Genomic DNA, 16,600 nt, shown 5'->3' on the forward strand with positions numbered 1-16,600 from the left:
CACTGAAATGACCGACTTCCTCAATGACGAGAGCCTGATCGCCCCACCCCGCACGGTGCGCATCGACTTCGACGACGGTTCGTTCGCATTGCGCTCGCCGATGGCGCTGAAGCCCTACGCACGCTGCATCGGCGAATGGCTGGAACGGTGGGCCACGGAAACGCCCGACGCACTGGCCTTCGCCGAGCGCGACGAAACAGGCGAAGGCTGGCGCAAGCTCGACTACCGTGCGCTGCGCCAAACAGTCGGCTCCGTGGCGCAAGGCCTGCTCGACCTGAACCTGCCGGCAGGCCAGCCGGTCGTGATCCTCTCGGACAACGCCATAGACCACGCCGTGCTGATGCTCGCGACCATGCACATCGGCCGCACCGCGTGTTCGCTCTCAAGCGCCTATTCGCGCATGGCCAAGGACCCTTCGCGGCTGCACGGCATGCTGCAGGCGCTGAAGCCCGCGTTGATCTATGCATCCGACGCCAAGATATACGGCGCATCGCTCGCGGGCTGTGGCGTGGAAGCGGTCACGGTGTTCAGCCGCAACGCCGATGCGCATCCCGGTGCGATCGGGTTTGAACGATTGCTCGCAGCAAAGGAAACACCCGCCGTCATGCAGGCCTTCGCCGACGTGCTGCCCGACACGCACGCCAAGTACCTGCTGACCTCCGGCTCCACCGGCAAGCCCAAGGTGGTCATCAACACGCACCGCATGCTGTGCGCCAACCAGCAGATGATGGCGCAGACCTGGCGCTTCCTCGCGCAGGAAAAGCCGGTGCTGGTCGACTGGCTGCCCTGGAGCCACACCTTCGGTGCGAACCACAACCTGCACATGGTGCTGTGCCACGGCGGCGCGCTCTACATCGACGAGGGCCGGCCCGCGCCGGGGCTGATCGAGAAGACGGTGCGCAACCTGCGCGAGGTGAAGCCCACGCTGCTGTTCAACGTGCCGCGCGGCTTCGACATGCTGCTGCCCTTTCTCGAAGCCGACGACGCGCTGGCCGCCGAAGTGTTCTCGCGGCTAAGGCTTGCCTTCTATGCGGCGGCGGCGCTGGCGCCCTCCACCTGGCAGCGGCTCGAAGCGGTGGCAAAGCGCGTGCGGCCCACGCGGCCGCTGTGGCTCACCACCTCGTGGGGCGCGACAGAGACCTCGCCCGCCATCACCTCCGCGCACTGGAAGCTTGACGGTGCCGGCTGCATCGGCGCGCCGCTGCCGGGGCTGGAGCTGAAGTTCGTGCCCAACGGCGAGAAGCTGGAGATGCGCGTCAAGGGCGTCTCGGTGTTCCCCGGCTACCGCGATGCGCCGCGCGAAACGGCGCAGGCTTTCGACGAAGAAGGCTACTACCGCATCGGCGACGCCGGCTTTCTCGCGAACCCGGCGCAGCCCGCGCATGGCGTGATCTTCAACGGCCGCGTGGCGGAAGACTTCAAGCTCTCGACCGGCACCTGGGTGTCGGTGGGCACGCTGCGCGTGAAGCTGGTGTCGATGCTCGCGCCGCATGCGCAGGACGTGGTGCTCACCGGCCACGACCGCGACGAGATCGGCATGCTGGTGTTTGCGAGCCCGCAAGGCGCGGCGCTGCCGCCGGAGGCCATGGGCGAGCGCATCGCCGGCGTGCTGCGTTCGCTGCGCGACGAAGGCGCGGGTTCCTCGCAATGCCCGGCCTGTGCACTGGTGCTGGCCGAGCCGCCGAGCCTCGATGCGGGCGAGATCACCGACAAGGGCTACATCAACCAGCGCGCCGTGCTCACGCGCCGAGCGGCGGACGTGGCACGCCTGCACGCCCTTGCCGATGACGACCCGCAGGTGGTGCGGCTGCGCGCCTGATCAAGAAGATCACGAAGGCTGCTCGAACAGCGCCAGCAGCGTGTTCTTCAGCCACTGGTGCAGCGCGGAGGTCTCGTGCCGCTGGTGCCAGAACAGTTCGATGACGCGCGCCGGCGCCTCCAGCGGCACGGGCATCCGGCGCAGGCCGGCCAGGCGCGCGGGCTCGAACTTCTCGGACCACGGCAGCACCGCGATCAGGTCGGAGCGGCGCACCACTTCGTACGCGGCGCCGTAGTGGTTCACCGTCGCGACCAGGTTGCGCTGCAGCCCTCGGCTGTGCAGGAACAGGTCGTAAGTCGGCGTGGTCTTGCCGACCAGGCTCACGTCCACATGGCGCGCCGCGAGGAATTTCTTCAGCGGAATCCTGTCGGCACGCGCCAGCGGATGCCCCGTGCGCATGACGCACACGAAGTCAGGCGACCACAACGCCCTCGACTTGAGGAACGCCGGCCGCTGCACTTCCTCGTTGTAGACGCTGATCGCGAAGTCGGCCTTGTTGTCGGCCAGCACCTTGTCGAAATCCACCAGCGTGTTGGGAATCGCGTGAATCAACATCGACGGCGCCGCCTTGCTGAGCTTGCTGGCGAGCCGCGGCACCACGATGCCCGAGACGTAATCAGACATCGCGATGCTGAGGCTGGCGGTGCTGCGCAGCGCATCGAAGCGCTCCAGGTCGAGCGTGCCGCGAATCGCATGCAGCGATTGCGACAGCGGCTCCCACAGGTCGATAGCCCGCCGCGTCGGGTTGACGCCGGCCCCGCTGCGCACGAACAGCGCGTCGTCGAAGGTCTCGCGCAGCCGGCGCAGCGCATTGCTGACCGCAGGCTGCGTCAGCGACAGCTTGCTGGCGGCACGCGTGACGTTGCCCTCGGTCATGAGGGCCTCGAACACCTTCAGCAGGTTGAGATCGGCGGAGCGGTAGTTCATCGTGCGGCCTGACCATTCACTGAATCAATAAACACAATCACACGTATAAATTTGTCGTGATATCCCCGCGATCCTACGATCTGCCGCTTCTCTGCACCACCGAAGTCGAGGGATTCACATGACCATGCTGTCGGCCCGCATCGAGCGCCTGCCGTTCTCCGGTTTCCATCGGCGCCTGCTCCTCATGGGAGGACTGGGCTACACCTTCGACGCGATGGACGCCGCGGTGATCGCCTTCGTGCTGCCGGTGCTGCGCACCGAATGGGGGCTCAGCAGCGTGCAGATCGGCGTGCTGGCCAGTGCGAACTTCATCGGCTTCTTCTTCGGCGCCCTCGCGTCCGGCACCTGCGGCGACCTGTTCGGGCGGCGCGTGGTGATGATGTCGGCACTGGCGATCTACTGCGTGGCGTCGCTCTTCAGCGGCATGGTCGACAGCTGGACGGTGTTCCTCGGGCTGCGCATCGTGGCCGGCTTCGGCGCCGGCGCCGAGAGCGCGATCATCGCGCCCTACCTGTCGGAATTCGTGGCGCGCCGCTACCGGGGCACCTTCACCGGCGCACTGGCGGGCTTCTTCTCGTTCGGCTTCGTGGCGGCGGCGCTGCTGGGCTACTTCATCGTGCCGGCGCATCCGCAGGGCTGGCGCATCGTCATCTTCATCACCGCGATGCCGGTGCTGCTGCTGCTGTGGTGGCGGCGCGCGCTGCCCGAATCGCCGCGCTGGCTGGAAAGCCAGGGGCGGCAGGCCGAGGCCGGGACCATCGTGGACGCGATGGAGTCCGAGACCGTGCAGCGCGGCCTTGCGCTGCCCGCGCTCAACGCAGAGGACGTGGCCGCGCCGCCGCCCAGCAACAGCCGCGGCAGCCTGCTGAAGAACTACGCCACGCTGGTCTCCGGCAAGCTCATCCGCATCAGCACCATGACCTGGCTGATGTGGCTGGCGATCACCTTCAGCTACTACTCGTTCTTCACCTGGATTCCGAGCCTGCTGATCCAGAACGGCATGACGATCACCAAGAGCTTCGGCTACTCGCTGGTGATCTACCTCGCGCAGATTCCGGGCTACTTTTCGGCCGCCTGGCTCAACGAGAAGATCGGCCGGCAGGCCACCATCGTGAGCTACATGCTGCTGGGCGGCCTCTCTGCGCTGGGGCTGGCCTTCACGCACAGCGACGGGCAGATCATGGCGGCGGGCGTGCTGCTGTCCTTCTTCATGAACGGCACCTATGCGGGCGTCTATGCCTACACGCCGGAGGTGTTTCCGACGCAGGTGCGCGCGACCGGCTCCGGCCTGGCGTCGGCCATCGGGCGCATCGGCGGCATCACGGCGCCGATCCTGGTGGGCTTCATCTATCCGGCGCTGGGCTTCGCGGGGGTGTTCGGCATGACGACGGCAGTGCTGCTGCTGGGCGCGGCGGCCGTCACCTTCATGGGCATTCCGACGCGCGGCCGTTCGCTGGAAGACATTGCGGCCGCCGAACTTTCCTGACTCAGAGCATCCATGCAACCCAAGCTTCTCGATGAATCGCTGTCGGCCGTCGCGCGCGCGCATGCCGACACGCAACAACCCCAGGCCACCTTCGACGCGCTCGAGAAGGCGGTGGCCGCGACCATCGGCCACCGGCTCTTCACCATCCTGGTGCACCACCGCGAGGCGCGCGAGTCGGAACGCATCTACACCAACATGCGCGAGGCCTACCCGGTGGGCGGGCGCAAGCCGATCACCGATTCCCCGTGGATGCAGCAGGTGATGCAGCGCGGCCTGCCCTACATCGGCCGCAACGCCGACGACCTGCGCGACGTGTTCTACGACCACGAACTCATCGTGTCGCTGGGTTGCCGCAGCGTACTGAACATTCCGCTGCGCTGGCGCGGCGAGACGCTGGGCACGCTCAACATGCTGCACGAGGAAAACTGGTACGACACCGGGCACGTCGAGCTCGCGCGCGTGTTCGCGCAGCTGGCGCTGCCCGCCGTGATGGCACAACAGACCAAGGAGTCCATGGCATGACGAACACCGTACTTTTCAGGAACGCCAACCTGCTCGACCCGCAGCGCCCCGAGCTGCTGGAAAACCACCACATCCTGGTCGAAGGCGGCGTGGTCCGCGAGGTTTCCGACAAGCCGATCCACAGCCCCTCGGCCCGCACGATCGACGTGAAGGGCAAGACGGTGATGCCCGGCCTCATCGACCTGCACGTGCACGTGATCGCGGTGGAGCTCAATCTCTCGCGGCAGGTGCATATGCCCAACGTGCTCATCACGCTGCGCAGCGTGCCCATGCTGCGCGGCATGCTGCGCCGTGGCTTCACCACGGTGCGCGACGCGGGCGGCGCGGGCTTCGCGTTCAAGCAGGCGGTGGAATCAGGGCTGGCGCAGGGTCCTCGCCTGTTCGTCTCCGGCCGCGCACTGAGCCAGACCGGCGGGCACGGCGACATGCGCGCGCGCTCCGACTACCTGATAAGCAACGACGGGGCGTGCGCCACCTGCGTACGCGTCGGTGCGCTGGCGCGCGTGGCCGACGGCGTGGACGCGGTGCGCCGTGCCGTCCGCGAGGAGCTGCAGATGGGCGCTGACCAGATCAAGATCATGGCCTCCGGCGGCGTGGCCTCCCCGACCGACCCGGTGGGCGCCTTCGGCTACAGCGAGGACGAGATCCGCGCCATCGTCGAAGAGGCCCGCGGGCGCGGCACCTATGTGATGGCACACGCCTACACCGCCGAGGCCATCGCGCGGGCCGTGCGCTGCGGCGTGCGCACCATCGAGCACGGCAACCTTGTCGATGCGCCCACGGCCGAACTCATGGCGCAGCTCTGCGCGTATGTGGTGCCAACGCTGGTCACCTACGACGCATTGGCCAACGAGGGCGAGAGCTTCGGGCTGCCGAAGGAAAGCGTGGCCAAGGTGGCCAGCGTGCGCGAGGCCGGCCTGCGCTCGCTTGAGATCTACAAGGCAGCGGGCGTGAAGATGGGCTACGGCTCCGACCTGCTGGGCGAATCGCAGCGCCTGCAGAGCGACGAGTTCCGCCTGCGCGCCGACGTGCTGTCACCCGCCGAGGCCATTGCCAGCGCAACGACGGTCGCGGCCGAGGTGCTGGGCATGAGCGAACGCCTGGGCCGGCTGGTGCCCGGCGCGCTGGCCGACATTCTGGTGGTGGACGGCAATCCGCTGCGCGACGTCGGCTGCCTGCTCGGCCAGGGCGAGCGCATTCCGCTGGTCATGAAGGAAGGCGTGGTGCAGTTCGACGAGCTGGGCACCGTCCACTGAAGGGCTACGGCAGCGCCAGCCACTTGCGCCAGAGAACCAGCGCCTTGTCCTGGTAGCGACGGGTGGCGGCGAGCAGCGCGGCGCGCGGTTCGGGCGACATGAGTTCGGCCGGCAGCAGCGGATCGCGGATGAGGTGCGCGATCACGGCGCGCCCCAGCAGCAGCGACTCGCGCGTGGCCACTTCGAGCCGCTGGGTGCGCAGCCGCTTCTCGCTGCGTTCCAGGCCCGTCTGCAGGCGGCTGCAATCGGCCGTCAGCGCACGCACATTCCAAAGCTTGCGTGCGGCGGCCTGCGCGGCATCGTCCAGATCGGCCAGCCGGAACACCAGGGCGGTGCGCGACAGGCCCAGGGCCGCCAGCTGCACGCGCTCGCCTTCCAGCCCGCCCGCGAGGTTGTCGGGCCGGATGTTCAGCCCCGGCCGCAGCGCCGCAAAGCCGCGCAGCGACAGCGCAAGAGCGTGATGGCGCCACGCCGTCTTGTCGGCGCGCGGCACGCCGGCGTCGTGCACGGCGAGCCAGTCGCCACGCCATGCGACAGCCTGCGCCTGCTTGTGCCGCCAGTCGTCGACCGCGCGCGACAGCGCCGGGCCCTTGCGGTTGAGCGCGTAGCTGCCCCGCTCGCCGCGCGCGATCTTGCCCTCGGCCGCGAGCCGGGTCAGGCCCACGCGCAGCGTCGATTCGCCGATGCCCATGAGTTCGCCCGCGCGGCACAGCGCCTGCGAACTCAGCGTGCCGCCGTCGGCCACCAGCAGGTCGAGGATCAGCTCCGGCGCGCTGGGGATGGCGACCGGCACATTACATACTTTGTCCATAATTGCGAAACAGAGAAATATTTCCTACGATGCAACCGAGCGACCGCTAATGTAATTTAGCCCGAAAGGATGCACGCATGGCCATGCAGTACGTGGCGTACGACGTGGACCGCACGGTCTGCACCATCACGCTGAACCGCCCGGAAAAGCGCAATGCGGTCGACGGCGTCGTGGCCGCCGAACTGCGCGAGGCCTTCGAGCGCTTCGAAGCCGACGACGCACTGCGCGTCGCGGTGCTGACCGGCGCGGGCGGCAACTTCTGCGCGGGCGCCGACCTCTCGGCCGTAGGCGACCCGGCCCGGCGCAATGAGCTCGATACCGAAGGCGGTGGCAGCGGCCCGATGGGGCCGACGCGCATGGCGCTGTCGAAGCCGTTGATCGCGGCGGTGAACGGCTATGCGGTGGCGGGCGGCCTCGAACTCGCGCTGCTGGCCGACCTGCGCGTGGCCGACGACGACGCGGTGTTCGGCGTGTTCTGCCGCCGCTGGGGCGTGCCGCTGATCGACGGCGGCACGGTGCGGCTGCCGCGCATCGTGGGCATGGGGCGCGCGCTCGACATGATTCTTTCGGGCCGTCCGGTGGGCGCATCCGAAGCATTGACGATGGGGTTGGTCAACCGTGTGACGCCATCCGGCGGCGCATTGGCCGCCGCGCAAGAGCTGGCCCATCAACTCGCCGCCTTCCCGCAGCAATGCATGCTGGCCGACCGCCGCTCCGCCTACGGGCAGTGGGACATGCCGCTGCCCGAGGCGCTGCGCCGCGAGGGTGCGCAGGGCGTGCCGATGGTTTTCGCCGAAGGCCAAGCCGGCGCGGCGCGCTTCGCCGGTGGTGCCGGTCGCCACGGGGAGTTCAAGCGCTGAAGAAGCGCAGCGTGGTACGCAGCGCCTTGGCGAAGCGCGGGTCGGCCATGGCGCCCACGTTGAAGCGCGACCAGCGCGACACCTGCGTCGAATCGACGCTGAAGATACGCCCCGGCGCCATCACGATCTTGCGTGGCAGCAGCTCCTTCGCAAAGGCCAGCGAGTCGGCCACGCCGGGCAGCGCGGCCCACACGTAGAGCGACTGCGGGGTGCGCGCGAACACCTCTGCGTCGACCGAGTCGAACAGCTTGATCGCGTTGCGCGTGGCTTCGCCGAGCCGCGCCTGCAGGCGATTGAGGTGCCGCTGGTAGTGGCCCTCGCTCAGGATGACGTCGACCGTGCGCTCGCAATACTCCGAACTGCTCACGTGGATCAGTGCCTTCAGGTCCGCGAGGTCGCTCGCCAGGTCGGCGCCGCAGGCGATGAAGCCCACGCGCAGCGCTGCGGAGAACGACTTGGAGAAGCTGCCGATGTAGATCGTGCGCTCCAGCTGGTCGAGCGCGGCCAGGCGCGGCAGCGAGGTGGGCTTGAAGTCGGCCAGCGGATCGTTCTCGACGATCAGCAGGTCGTGCTTCTGCGCGAGCTGCAGCACGCGGAAGGCCTTGGCGGGCGAGATGTCGGAGCCCGTGGGGTTGTGCGCGATCGACTGCGTGAAGAACAGGCGCGGCCGCTCGGCAACGAGCAGGCGCTCCAGCGCCTCGAGGTCGGGCCCGTCGGCCAGGCGCGGCACGCCCAGCACCTGCGCGCCCGCGAGCTTGAGCTTGCCGAAGAGGGGGTAGTAGCCAGGGTCGTCCACCAGCACCTTGCCGCCGGGAGGCACGAAGTAGCGGATGACGATGTCCATCGCCTCGTTGGCGCCGTGCGTCAGCACGATCTGCCGCGGCTCGGCGCCGATGCCGAAGTCGGCCAGCTTGCGCACGAGATGGTCGCGCAGCGGCGCATAGCCGAAGCGGCTGCCGTAGCGGAACAGCGCGCCGAGCCCCGTGCGGACCACCTTCGGGTGGTACTTGTCGAGCCGCACGTCGGCCAGCCATTCGACCGGTGGAAAGCCATCGCCCACCGCAATGGCGTCGGGCTGGGTCTTGAGCTGCTCGCGCATGAGCCACACGATGTCCATGGCGCGACCGAGACTGCCGGCGTCTTCTTCCACCGGCTTGACCACCTGCTGCGGCAGCACGAAGTAGCCCGAACCGCGGCGCGGCTCGACCAACCCGCGCGACACCAGCAGCTCGAAGGCGGCCACGACGGTGTTCTTGGCGTAGCGATGAAGCTGCGCAAGCTCGCGCAGAGAAGGAAGCTTGTCGCCGGCCTTGTAGGCGCCGCTGGCGATCTGGCGCGCGAGAGTCTCGGCGAGCGAATCGGCAATGGTGGTCATGGGCGCCGACTGTGACACAGCGGCCCGCTTTCGCGCACCACTGTCCGCACTGTCCCGCCAAACTGTGCCTTCCACCGGCGGTACAGCCGACCTAAATTGCCTGCTCCGAATTCATCTTCCGAAGAGACAAGCAACGATGGTCGCCGATTCCCGCATTCCCAATTTCCGCGCACTCACGCCCGCGCAGCGCCTGGCCCACATCGCGCAGGCCGCATCGCTCTCCGGGGATGAAGTGGCACTGCTTTCCCAGCCCGGCGCCCTCCGCGTAGACCGCGCCAACGGCATGGTCGAGAACGTGATCAGCACCTTCGAGCTGCCGCTGGGCGTGGCCGGCAACTTCACCGTCAACGGGCGCGACTACCTCGTGCCCATGGCGGTGGAGGAGCCCTCGGTGGTGGCCGCCGCCTCCTTCATGGCCAAGCTGGCGCGCGAGGGCGGCGGTTTCGAGGCTTCGAGCACCGGCCCGCTGATGCGCGCACAGGTGCAGGTGATCGGCATCACCGATCCGTATGGCGCGCGACTGGCGCTGCTGCGCGCGCGCGACGAAATCCTTGCCGTGGCGAACAGCCGCGACAAGGTGCTGATCGGCCTGGGCGGCGGCTGCCGCGACATCGAGGTGCATGTGTTCGGCGACACGCCGCGCGGCGCGATGGTGGTGATGCACCTGATCGTCGACGTGCGTGACGCGATGGGCGCGAACACGGTCAACACCATGGCCGAGGCGGTTTCGCCGCTGGTCGAGAAGCTCACGGGCGGCACGGTGCGGCTGCGCATCCTGTCGAACCTGGCCGATCTGCGGCTGGCGCGTGCCCGCGTGCGGCTGGCACCCTCGGTGCTGGCCACGCGCGAGCGCAGCGGCGAAGAGGTGGTCGAGGGCGTGATCGACGCATACACCTTCGCGGCCATCGACCCCTACCGCGCGGCGACGCACAACAAGGGAATCATGAACGGCGTCGATCCCGTGATCGTCGCGACCGGCAACGACTGGCGCGCAGTGGAAGCCGGCGCGCATGCCTATGCCTGCCGCAGCGGGCGCTACACCTCGCTGACCACCTGGGAGAAGGACACCGCGGGCGCGCTGGTCGGCACCATCGAGATGCCGATGCCGGTGGGTCTGGTCGGCGGTGCGACCAAGACACACCCGCTCGCACGGCTCGCGCTGAAGATCCTCGACGTGAAGTCGGCACAGGAGCTGGGCGAAGTCGCGGTGGCCGTGGGCCTCGCGCAGAACCTCGGCGCGCTGCGCGCGCTCGCCACCGAAGGCATCCAGCGCGGCCACATGGCGCTGCATGCCCGCAACATTGCGCTGGTCGCGGGCGCCACCGGAGACGAGGTCGACAGCATCGCGAAGCAGATGGCGGTCGAGCACGACGTGCGCACCGACCGCGCGGTCGCACTGCTCGAAGCGCTGCGCAAGAAGTAAGCAGACGAGCACCGCGGCGGCCACGCAAGACGGCCGTCAGATAACCACAGACGGAGACATCGAAAAATGAGTGCAGACAGTGCAACGCCCGCCCGCTGGCGGCTGGTGGAGATATGGGGCGACACGGCCGACCTGGGCCACCTCGCGTGGTCGATCGCCATCGGCATCGCGGTGAGCCTCACGGGCTACCTCGTGGCCAGCCGCGTGCTCATGAGCACTGTCGGCACGCCCGAGCTGGCACGGGCCTACGCCATGCTCGCCGGCCTGGGCGGCTGCGTGGTGTCGGGCCTGATCTGCGCAAAGCTCTTCACGCCGAAGCGCGAAGTCGTCGAAGGAGCAGCGGCCGATCCGCGCTGGCGCGAGGAGGTGCTGGCCGAACTGGCCGGCGAGCAAGGCGACCTCGGCTCGGTGGACGACCTGCCGCCTGCCGTGGTGCGCGAGATGAAGGAACTCGAAATCCACGACCTGTTCGCGTCGTACAAGCCCCGCGCTCGCCGTACCGAAGGAGCCGCGCCATGATCGATGCCGCACTCCTGAACCAGATCCTCGTGGCTACCGGCATGGGCCTGGTCGGCGCCGTCGTGTTCGCGGCCATCGGCCTGGTCTCGGGCACCGACGAGACCACCACGCTCGCGCCGCTCACCCTGCTGGTGGTGCTGCTCGGCGTGCCGCCCGAAGGCGTGTTCACCTTCTTCCTGGCGGCGGCCGTGGCCAAGCACATGACGCATGCGGTGCCCACCGCGCTGCTGGGCATTCCGGGCGACACCATGGCCACGCCGCTGCTGCAGGATGCGAACGTGCTGCGCAACCTCGGCGTGCCGCACATCGCGCTGCGCAAGATGGTGTCGGGCGCGATCATCGCGGCCTTCATCGCGGTGCCGCTGGCCGTGCTGTTCGCGGTGCTGCTGGCGCCCTACGGCGCGGCCATCACCAAGGCGGCCCCGTGGATCTTCGTGGTGGCGGCCGTGGCCATCGCGTACTTCTCCAGCGGGCGCTGGGCCTCGGTGGCCACGCTGGTGCCGTTCGTGATGGTGATCGTGGCGCTGCAGGCGCTCACCGGCAAGTACGGCGTGAAGCTCGGCATCAGCTACTTCCTGGGCATTGCCATCGGGCCGCTGGTGGCCGACCTGTTCTCGGTGATCTCGCCGGCGGCGCGCGCACGCATGAAGCGCGACAAGGTCCGCACCTTCTCGCTCGCCCCCGACGTGAAGGGCTGGTCGGGCTACTTCCCGAATCCGTTCAAGGTGCTGGACCGCACGCAGGTGAAGTGGACCTTCGCGACGGCCGCGATCTCCAGCGCCACCTTCGTGTTCAGCCCGGTCGCGATGACCGTGGTGCTGGGCGAACTGGTGGGCTCGCGCATCAAGCATGCGTACCACCGGCTCACCACCACTCTGGCCGCGCGCAACGGCGTGACCGAGGCCACCTACATCGCCGAGGCGCTGATCCCGCTGATCGCCATCGGCCTGCCGCTGAGCCCTGTGGCGGCCGGCCCGGCCGCTCCGCTGTTCAACGCGCCGCCGGTGTTCACCATCGATGCGGCCACCGGCCAGACGCACAACCTGCACAACCTGCTGAACCACTGGGAGTTCCTGGGCTACGGCATGCTGGCGGTGGTGCTCGCTGCCCTGGTGGCCTATCCGTTCACGATGAACTTCGCGCGCCGCGCGGCGCTGTTCGTGTCGCGCAAGGTGAGCCACGAGGCGATCATCGCGACCTTCGTCGGGCTGATCGTGGTCATCAGCGTATGGGAAGGCCAGCTGCTCGGGCTGCTGGTGATCCTGACGATGGGGCTGCTGGGCGGGCTGCTGTCGCGCGCGATCGGGTTCAACACCGGCGTGCAGTTCATGGGGTACTACACGGCGGTGCTGACGGTGCCGGCGGCGATCAAGGCGTTTGCCTAGGGCCGGTGCGCGGCCTGGGTGCCGGCTTGGGCTTGGGCTTCGGCTTGCTCCCGCCGAACATCTTCTCCACCTGCTGCCCCACGCGCGCCCCGATGGCCGTGCCCACGCCCGGCAGCACCGCGCTGCCGATGGCCGCGCCGGTGAGCGCGGCGCCGGTCAGAGAGAGCTCGGGGTCGCTCGCGGTGCCGCCGATCTTCAGCGGCACGCCGATCACGCCGTCGACAAGGTCCACCGCGATCTCGCCGTCGAGCTTGCGGTTGAAGAGCTTCAGGTTGCCGCTTGCCGTGAGCACGCCCGAGCGGGCCTTGAGGTTGGTGTACTGGATCACCACGCCGTCTTCCGTGCCCTGGGTGTCGACTGTGCCGGTGAGCTCGTCCAGCTGCGTCGTGCCACCGCGGCTGACGCCTGCAGTGGCGACGGCCTTGGCCACGTCCAGCTTGGTGAGCGTGGCGGGCTGCACCGAGAAGGTGGTGCGGGTGTGCAGGCTGCGGATCAGCGCGCCCAGTTCCTCGGAGCTCCCGGCCTCGGCCACGAGCGTGGTGTTGCCCGAGAACTTGCCCGCCACCGAAGTGCGGCGGTCGAAGGCCTGCACCAGGCTCTCGATGTCGATCTGGCGCGGCTCCAGTTCGGCGGAAAACTGCAGCTTGCCGTCGGGCAGTGTCTCCAAGCGGGAGACGCCGTTCCAGGTGCCTCCGCCCGCGTCGATGCGGGTGCGCCAGCGGTCCTGTCCGGCCTGGCGGTCCAGGCGCAGGCGCACGGGTGGCGTGACACTGGCGCGCTCGAGCCGGGCCTGGCGCGGGCGCCAGCCAGGGTCGAAGCGGACGTCGCCGTCGTAGGCCAGCGAGATGTCGCGCCGGTCGATCCAGACCACGTCGCGCCAGCGCAGCAGTTCCACGGGCACGGGGGCAAGCGTCCATGGCGCGGGCAGCGCGACGACGTTGCCGCTGCCCTCCTGCGGCTTGGGCCCCTTGCCGCGGAACGCCCGCACCGAGGCGCGCGGCAGCACCAGGCTTTCGATTTCGATCTCGTCCACGGCAATGACGCGCTGCAGCAGCGGTGCAAGCTGCAGCCGCAGGGTGGCGCGACGCAGGGTGATGGGGCGCGGCTGGTCGGTGGCGATGTCGGACAGCACCAGCACGGGCACCGGCAACAGCGACCAGTGGGCGCCGCCTACCTTCAGGGCAACGCCGAAGCGCTTCTCGAAGCCTTCGGCGATCTTCGCGGCCACCTCGTCGTCGGTGGGCAGGCGCGCGCTCACCACCCACACCAGCGCGCCCGCGCCCAGCAGCAGTGCGACGGCAATGCCAATGAGCCAGCGGCGGACGGGGTGCTTCATCGATTCAAGGTAACACGCAAAGGCGACTCGGTTTGTCAGTCGCCATCGCTATAGTTTTGGCCACTGTTACAGGCACAAAGAAAGAAGCACGCCATGCGTATCTGGAAAAAAGAAATCTCCGTCGAGGCGCTGACGCGCAACCACGTGGGCACCGTCGTATCGGCACTGGGCATGGAATTCCTGGAGGTGGGCGACGACTTCATCCGCGCCCGCTGTCCGGTGGACGAACGCACCCGCCAGCCCTACGGCATCCTGCACGGCGGCGTGTCGGTGGTGCTGGCCGAGACGCTGGGCTCCTGCGGCGCCCACTACTCGGCCCCCGAAGGCGACCGCGCCGTGGGCCTGGACATCAACGCCAACCACATCCGCTCCGTCACCAGCGGCTGGGTGATCGGCACGGCGCGGCCGGTGCACCGCGGACGCACCACGCAGGTCTGGCAGATCGACCTGACGAACGAGGCGGGCGAACTGACCTGCGTGTCGCGCATCACGATGGCGGTGCTGCAGCCGCGCTGAGGCAGAGTGCGGCGGCGGGCGGCTGCCATTCCTTCTTCTCTTGCGGTGTGTTCAGAGCGGGGTTCATCGACCACAATCACGCCCCACCAACAACCAACAAGAGGAGACAAGAAATGTTCAACTGGACTGAACGGCCCGCGTCCTCGCTGGCCAACGGCGCGGTCATCGCGCCCGACGAGCGGCTGCCCTGGCTGCAGACCGGCGCCATGGGCGTGCAGCACGTGATCGCGATGTTCGGCGCCACGGTGCTGGCGCCGATCCTGATGGGCTTCAGCCCCAACATCGCGATCCTGATGAGCGGCATCGGCACGCTGATCTTCTATTTCGTCACCGGCGGCAAGGTGCCCAGCTACCTGGGCTCGAGCTTCGCCTTCATCGGCGTGGTGATCGCGGCCAGCGGCTATGCGGGCAAGGGGCCCAACGCCAACATCGCGGTGGCTCTGGGGGGCATCGTGGCCTGCGGGGTGGTGTACATCCTGATCGGGGCCATCGTGCAGGCCGTCGGCACGGGGTGGATCGAGCGCTTCATGCCGCCGGTGGTCACGGGCGCGGTGGTGGCGGTGATCGGCCTCAACCTGGCGAGCGTACCGATCAAGAACATGGCGGCCAGCAACTTCGACTCGTGGATGCAGGCCGTGACCTTCCTCTGCGTGGGCCTGGTGGCGGTGTTCGCGCGCGGCATGCTGCAGCGCCTGCTGATCCTGGTGGGGCTGATCCTGGCCACTGTGGTCTATGCGGTGCTGACCAACGTCATGGGCATGGGCAAGCCGGTCGATCTGAGCGGCATTGCCAACGCGGCGTGGTTCGGCCTGCCGACCTTCACGACGCCGGTGTTCACGGCCAACGCGATGCTGCTGATCGCGCCCGTGGCGATCATCCTGGTGGCGGAAAACCTCGGCCACCTGAAGGCGGTGACGGCCATGACGGGCCGCAACCTCGACCCGTACATGGGCCGCGCTTTCATCGGCGACGGCATTGCCACGGTGGTGAGCGGCGCCGCGGGCGGTACGGGCGTGACCACCTACGCCGAGAACATCGGCGTGATGGCGGCTACGCGCATCTACTCGACGGCGGTGTTCGTGGTAGCGGCCGTCATCGCGCTGGTGCTGGGCTTCAGCCCCAAGTTCGGCGCGCTGATCCAGGCGATTCCGCTGCCGGTGATGGGCGGGGTGAGCATCGTGGTGTTCGGCCTGATCGCCATTGCCGGCGCCAAGATCTGGGTCGACAACAAGGTCGACTTCTCGCAGAACAAGAACCTGATCGTAGCGGCCATCACGCTGATCATCGGCACGGGCGACTTCACGCTGAAGTTCGGCGACTTCGCTCTCGGCGGCATCGGTACCGCGACCTTCGGCGCGATCATTCTTTATGCCCTGCTGGGCCGTTCGAAGAACTGAAGCGAAGCCCCCGGAAAAGTGCAACCTCATGAAAGAAGTGTTCTCCAAGGGGCCTGTTGCGGGGGCAGGTCACCGGGGTTTGGCCCGCGCCCGTTAGACTCCAACGCTTTTCGCACCGACGTTTTCCAATGGCCGATGTCTCCGCCGCGCGCACCAAGGCGGTTTTCGAATTCAAGAGCGCCACGCTGCCGCTGATCGCAGTGATCCTCAAGACGTCCGACCTGGACGTGCTGGCCGAGGCACTCGACGCCCAGCTGGCCGATTCGCCCGACTTCTTCGAGCAGGAGCCGGTGGTGATCGACCTCTCGCTGCTGCAGGAAGCACAGGGCGAGGGTGGCGAAACCGTCGGCGACATCGACTTTGCCGCCCTGCGCAGCCTGCTGGCGCGCCACCAGACCCAACCCATCGCGGTGCGCGGCGGCAATGCCGAGCAGAACGCCGCGGCCCGGGCTGCCGGCCTTTCGGTGGCGGCCATGCCTGCAGCCCCCGCACCCCGCGCCCCGGCGCCACCGGCCGAGGCGCCCGCCTCGGAGGCCCCGCAGATCGTGCGCGAGGTGCCGGTGCCAGCCAACGGCACGCTCTTGATCGACAAGCCGCTGCGCTCGGGCCAGCAGGTGTACGCCCGGGGCGGCGACGTGGTGGTGACGGCGGTGGTGAGCTTCGGCGCCGAGGTCATCGCAGACGGCAACGTGCATGTGTACGCACCGCTGCGCGGCAAGGCCATTGCCGGCGCACGGGGCAACACCGAGGCGCGGATCTTCTCGACCTGCATGGAAGCGCAGCTGGTGGCCATTGCGGGCATCTACCGGACCAACGAGGTGCCGCTGCCCGACACGGTGCTGGGCAAGTCGGCCCAGGTGCGGCTGGACGGCAAGAAAATTGCGATCGACGCTATTCCATGACCCGGATCACCGGCTCAAGGAACGCGGCGACCCTGACAAGCAACAACTGAATCGAAACAAGAAGGA

15 protein-coding genes are annotated in these 16,600 nt (G+C 68.3%); 11 read left to right on the forward strand and 4 right to left on the reverse strand.

The features are described from left to right. The first annotated feature begins 7 nt into the window (after positions 1 to 7). Positions 8 to 1,819, forward strand: coding sequence for a feruloyl-CoA synthase (locus BLV60_RS20245; RefSeq protein ID WP_093057073.1), 1,812 nt, complete (start codon positions 8 to 10; stop codon positions 1,817 to 1,819). A 9-nt stretch (positions 1,820 to 1,828) separates the two neighbouring features. Here the strand turns inward: BLV60_RS20245 and BLV60_RS20250 are convergent, their stop codons facing one another. Further along, positions 1,829 to 2,746 (reverse strand): LysR family transcriptional regulator, encoded by a 918-nt coding sequence (locus BLV60_RS20250; RefSeq protein ID WP_093057074.1) that lies wholly within the window; start codon positions 2,744 to 2,746, stop codon positions 1,829 to 1,831. 118 nt (positions 2,747 to 2,864) lie between these two features. Between BLV60_RS20250 and BLV60_RS20255 the strand changes: the two genes are divergently transcribed. From BLV60_RS20255 to BLV60_RS20265, 3 genes are read left to right on the forward strand one after another with little or no spacing between them, the layout of a single operon-like run. Then, entirely contained in the window at positions 2,865 to 4,232 is a 1,368-nt protein-coding gene (locus tag BLV60_RS20255) for an MFS transporter (protein WP_093057075.1), read from the forward strand. A 12-nt stretch (positions 4,233 to 4,244) separates the two neighbouring features. Beyond that, complete coding sequence (locus tag BLV60_RS20260; protein WP_093057076.1) at positions 4,245 to 4,754, forward strand: GAF domain-containing protein; 510 nt, start codon at positions 4,245 to 4,247, stop codon at positions 4,752 to 4,754. Next, a complete protein-coding gene (locus BLV60_RS20265) occupies positions 4,751 to 6,010 on the forward strand; it encodes a metal-dependent hydrolase family protein (RefSeq protein WP_093057077.1) in 1,260 nt (419 codons plus the stop codon). The genes BLV60_RS20260 and BLV60_RS20265 overlap by 4 nt, the downstream gene beginning before the upstream one ends. Positions 6,011 to 6,014: 4 nt before the next feature. Here BLV60_RS20265 and BLV60_RS20270 read toward each other — a convergent pair whose 3' ends face one another. Beyond that, positions 6,015 to 6,821, reverse strand: coding sequence for a PaaX family transcriptional regulator (locus tag BLV60_RS20270; protein WP_093057078.1), 807 nt, complete (start codon positions 6,819 to 6,821; stop codon positions 6,015 to 6,017). Between the two features lie 77 nt (positions 6,822 to 6,898). Here BLV60_RS20270 and BLV60_RS20275 point away from each other — a divergent pair, with 77 nt between their 5' ends. After that, positions 6,899 to 7,681, forward strand: a complete 783-nt coding sequence (locus tag BLV60_RS20275) for a crotonase/enoyl-CoA hydratase family protein (RefSeq protein ID WP_093057079.1) — start codon at positions 6,899 to 6,901, stop codon at positions 7,679 to 7,681. Here BLV60_RS20275 and BLV60_RS20280 read toward each other — a convergent pair. Beyond that, a complete protein-coding gene (locus BLV60_RS20280; RefSeq protein WP_093057080.1) occupies positions 7,671 to 9,056 on the reverse strand; it encodes an aminotransferase-like domain-containing protein in 1,386 nt (461 codons plus the stop codon). The two genes, BLV60_RS20275 and BLV60_RS20280, sit on opposite strands and share 11 nt — an antisense overlap. 136 nt (positions 9,057 to 9,192) lie before the next feature. Here BLV60_RS20280 and BLV60_RS20285 point away from each other — a divergent pair, with 136 nt between their 5' ends. The 3 genes from BLV60_RS20285 to BLV60_RS20295 all read left to right on the forward strand — a co-directional run bounded on the left by BLV60_RS20285 (position 9,193) and on the right by BLV60_RS20295 (position 12,383). Then, positions 9,193 to 10,479 (forward strand): hydroxymethylglutaryl-CoA reductase, degradative, encoded by a 1,287-nt coding sequence (locus tag BLV60_RS20285; RefSeq protein ID WP_093057081.1) that lies wholly within the window; start codon positions 9,193 to 9,195, stop codon positions 10,477 to 10,479. 66 nt (positions 10,480 to 10,545) lie between these two features. After that, positions 10,546 to 10,998: a hypothetical protein gene (locus BLV60_RS20290; RefSeq protein WP_093057082.1), complete on the forward strand. Its 453-nt coding sequence runs from the start codon at positions 10,546 to 10,548 to the stop codon at positions 10,996 to 10,998. Next, entirely contained in the window at positions 10,995 to 12,383 is a 1,389-nt protein-coding gene (locus tag BLV60_RS20295) for a tripartite tricarboxylate transporter permease (RefSeq protein ID WP_093057083.1), read from the forward strand. The genes BLV60_RS20290 and BLV60_RS20295 overlap by 4 nt, the downstream gene beginning before the upstream one ends. On the opposite strand, the gene BLV60_RS20300 is transcribed toward BLV60_RS20295, so the two are convergent. Then, positions 12,367 to 13,719, reverse strand: coding sequence for an AsmA family protein (locus BLV60_RS20300; protein WP_093057084.1), 1,353 nt, complete (start codon positions 13,717 to 13,719; stop codon positions 12,367 to 12,369). The two genes, BLV60_RS20295 and BLV60_RS20300, sit on opposite strands and share 17 nt — an antisense overlap. Before the next feature lie 93 nt (positions 13,720 to 13,812). On the opposite strand from BLV60_RS20300, the gene BLV60_RS20305 reads away from it, so the two are divergent. The 3 genes from BLV60_RS20305 to minC all read left to right on the forward strand — a co-directional run bounded on the left by BLV60_RS20305 (position 13,813) and on the right by minC (position 16,534). Continuing rightward, complete coding sequence (locus BLV60_RS20305; protein WP_093057085.1) at positions 13,813 to 14,235, forward strand: hotdog fold thioesterase; 423 nt, start codon at positions 13,813 to 13,815, stop codon at positions 14,233 to 14,235. A gap of 113 nt (positions 14,236 to 14,348) precedes the next feature. Then, positions 14,349 to 15,632, forward strand: a complete 1,284-nt coding sequence (locus BLV60_RS20310) for a solute carrier family 23 protein (RefSeq protein WP_093057086.1) — start codon at positions 14,349 to 14,351, stop codon at positions 15,630 to 15,632. Positions 15,633 to 15,760: 128 nt separating this feature from the next. Continuing rightward, positions 15,761 to 16,534 (forward strand): septum site-determining protein MinC, encoded by a 774-nt coding sequence (gene minC / locus BLV60_RS20315; protein ID WP_093057087.1) that lies wholly within the window; start codon positions 15,761 to 15,763, stop codon positions 16,532 to 16,534. Positions 16,535 to 16,600 lie beyond the last annotated feature (66 nt).

It is taken from the genome of Variovorax sp. YR634 (assembly GCF_900106655.1).
Classification (GTDB): domain Bacteria; phylum Pseudomonadota; class Gammaproteobacteria; order Burkholderiales; family Burkholderiaceae_C; genus Variovorax.

What these genes read in the sequence shown, in the direction of transcription:
- BLV60_RS20245 (WP_093057073.1), top strand. Translation starts at nt 8, where the DNA reads ATGACCGACTTCCTCAATGACGAGAGCCTGATCGCCCCACCCCGCACG.
- BLV60_RS20250 (WP_093057074.1), bottom strand. Translation starts at nt 2,746, where the DNA reads ATGAACTACCGCTCCGCCGATCTCAACCTGCTGAAGGTGTTCGAGGCC.
- BLV60_RS20255 (WP_093057075.1), top strand. Translation starts at nt 2,865, where the DNA reads ATGACCATGCTGTCGGCCCGCATCGAGCGCCTGCCGTTCTCCGGTTTC.
- BLV60_RS20260 (WP_093057076.1), top strand. Translation starts at nt 4,245, where the DNA reads ATGCAACCCAAGCTTCTCGATGAATCGCTGTCGGCCGTCGCGCGCGCG.
- BLV60_RS20265 (WP_093057077.1), top strand. Translation starts at nt 4,751, where the DNA reads ATGACGAACACCGTACTTTTCAGGAACGCCAACCTGCTCGACCCGCAG.
- BLV60_RS20270 (WP_093057078.1), bottom strand. Translation starts at nt 6,821, where the DNA reads ATGGACAAAGTATGTAATGTGCCGGTCGCCATCCCCAGCGCGCCGGAG.
- BLV60_RS20275 (WP_093057079.1), top strand. Translation starts at nt 6,899, where the DNA reads ATGGCCATGCAGTACGTGGCGTACGACGTGGACCGCACGGTCTGCACC.
- BLV60_RS20280 (WP_093057080.1), bottom strand. Translation starts at nt 9,056, where the DNA reads ATGACCACCATTGCCGATTCGCTCGCCGAGACTCTCGCGCGCCAGATC.
- BLV60_RS20285 (WP_093057081.1), top strand. Translation starts at nt 9,193, where the DNA reads ATGGTCGCCGATTCCCGCATTCCCAATTTCCGCGCACTCACGCCCGCG.
- BLV60_RS20290 (WP_093057082.1), top strand. Translation starts at nt 10,546, where the DNA reads ATGAGTGCAGACAGTGCAACGCCCGCCCGCTGGCGGCTGGTGGAGATA.
- BLV60_RS20295 (WP_093057083.1), top strand. Translation starts at nt 10,995, where the DNA reads ATGATCGATGCCGCACTCCTGAACCAGATCCTCGTGGCTACCGGCATG.
- BLV60_RS20300 (WP_093057084.1), bottom strand. Translation starts at nt 13,719, where the DNA reads ATGAAGCACCCCGTCCGCCGCTGGCTCATTGGCATTGCCGTCGCACTG.
- BLV60_RS20305 (WP_093057085.1), top strand. Translation starts at nt 13,813, where the DNA reads ATGCGTATCTGGAAAAAAGAAATCTCCGTCGAGGCGCTGACGCGCAAC.
- BLV60_RS20310 (WP_093057086.1), top strand. Translation starts at nt 14,349, where the DNA reads ATGTTCAACTGGACTGAACGGCCCGCGTCCTCGCTGGCCAACGGCGCG.
- minC (WP_093057087.1), top strand. Translation starts at nt 15,761, where the DNA reads ATGGCCGATGTCTCCGCCGCGCGCACCAAGGCGGTTTTCGAATTCAAG.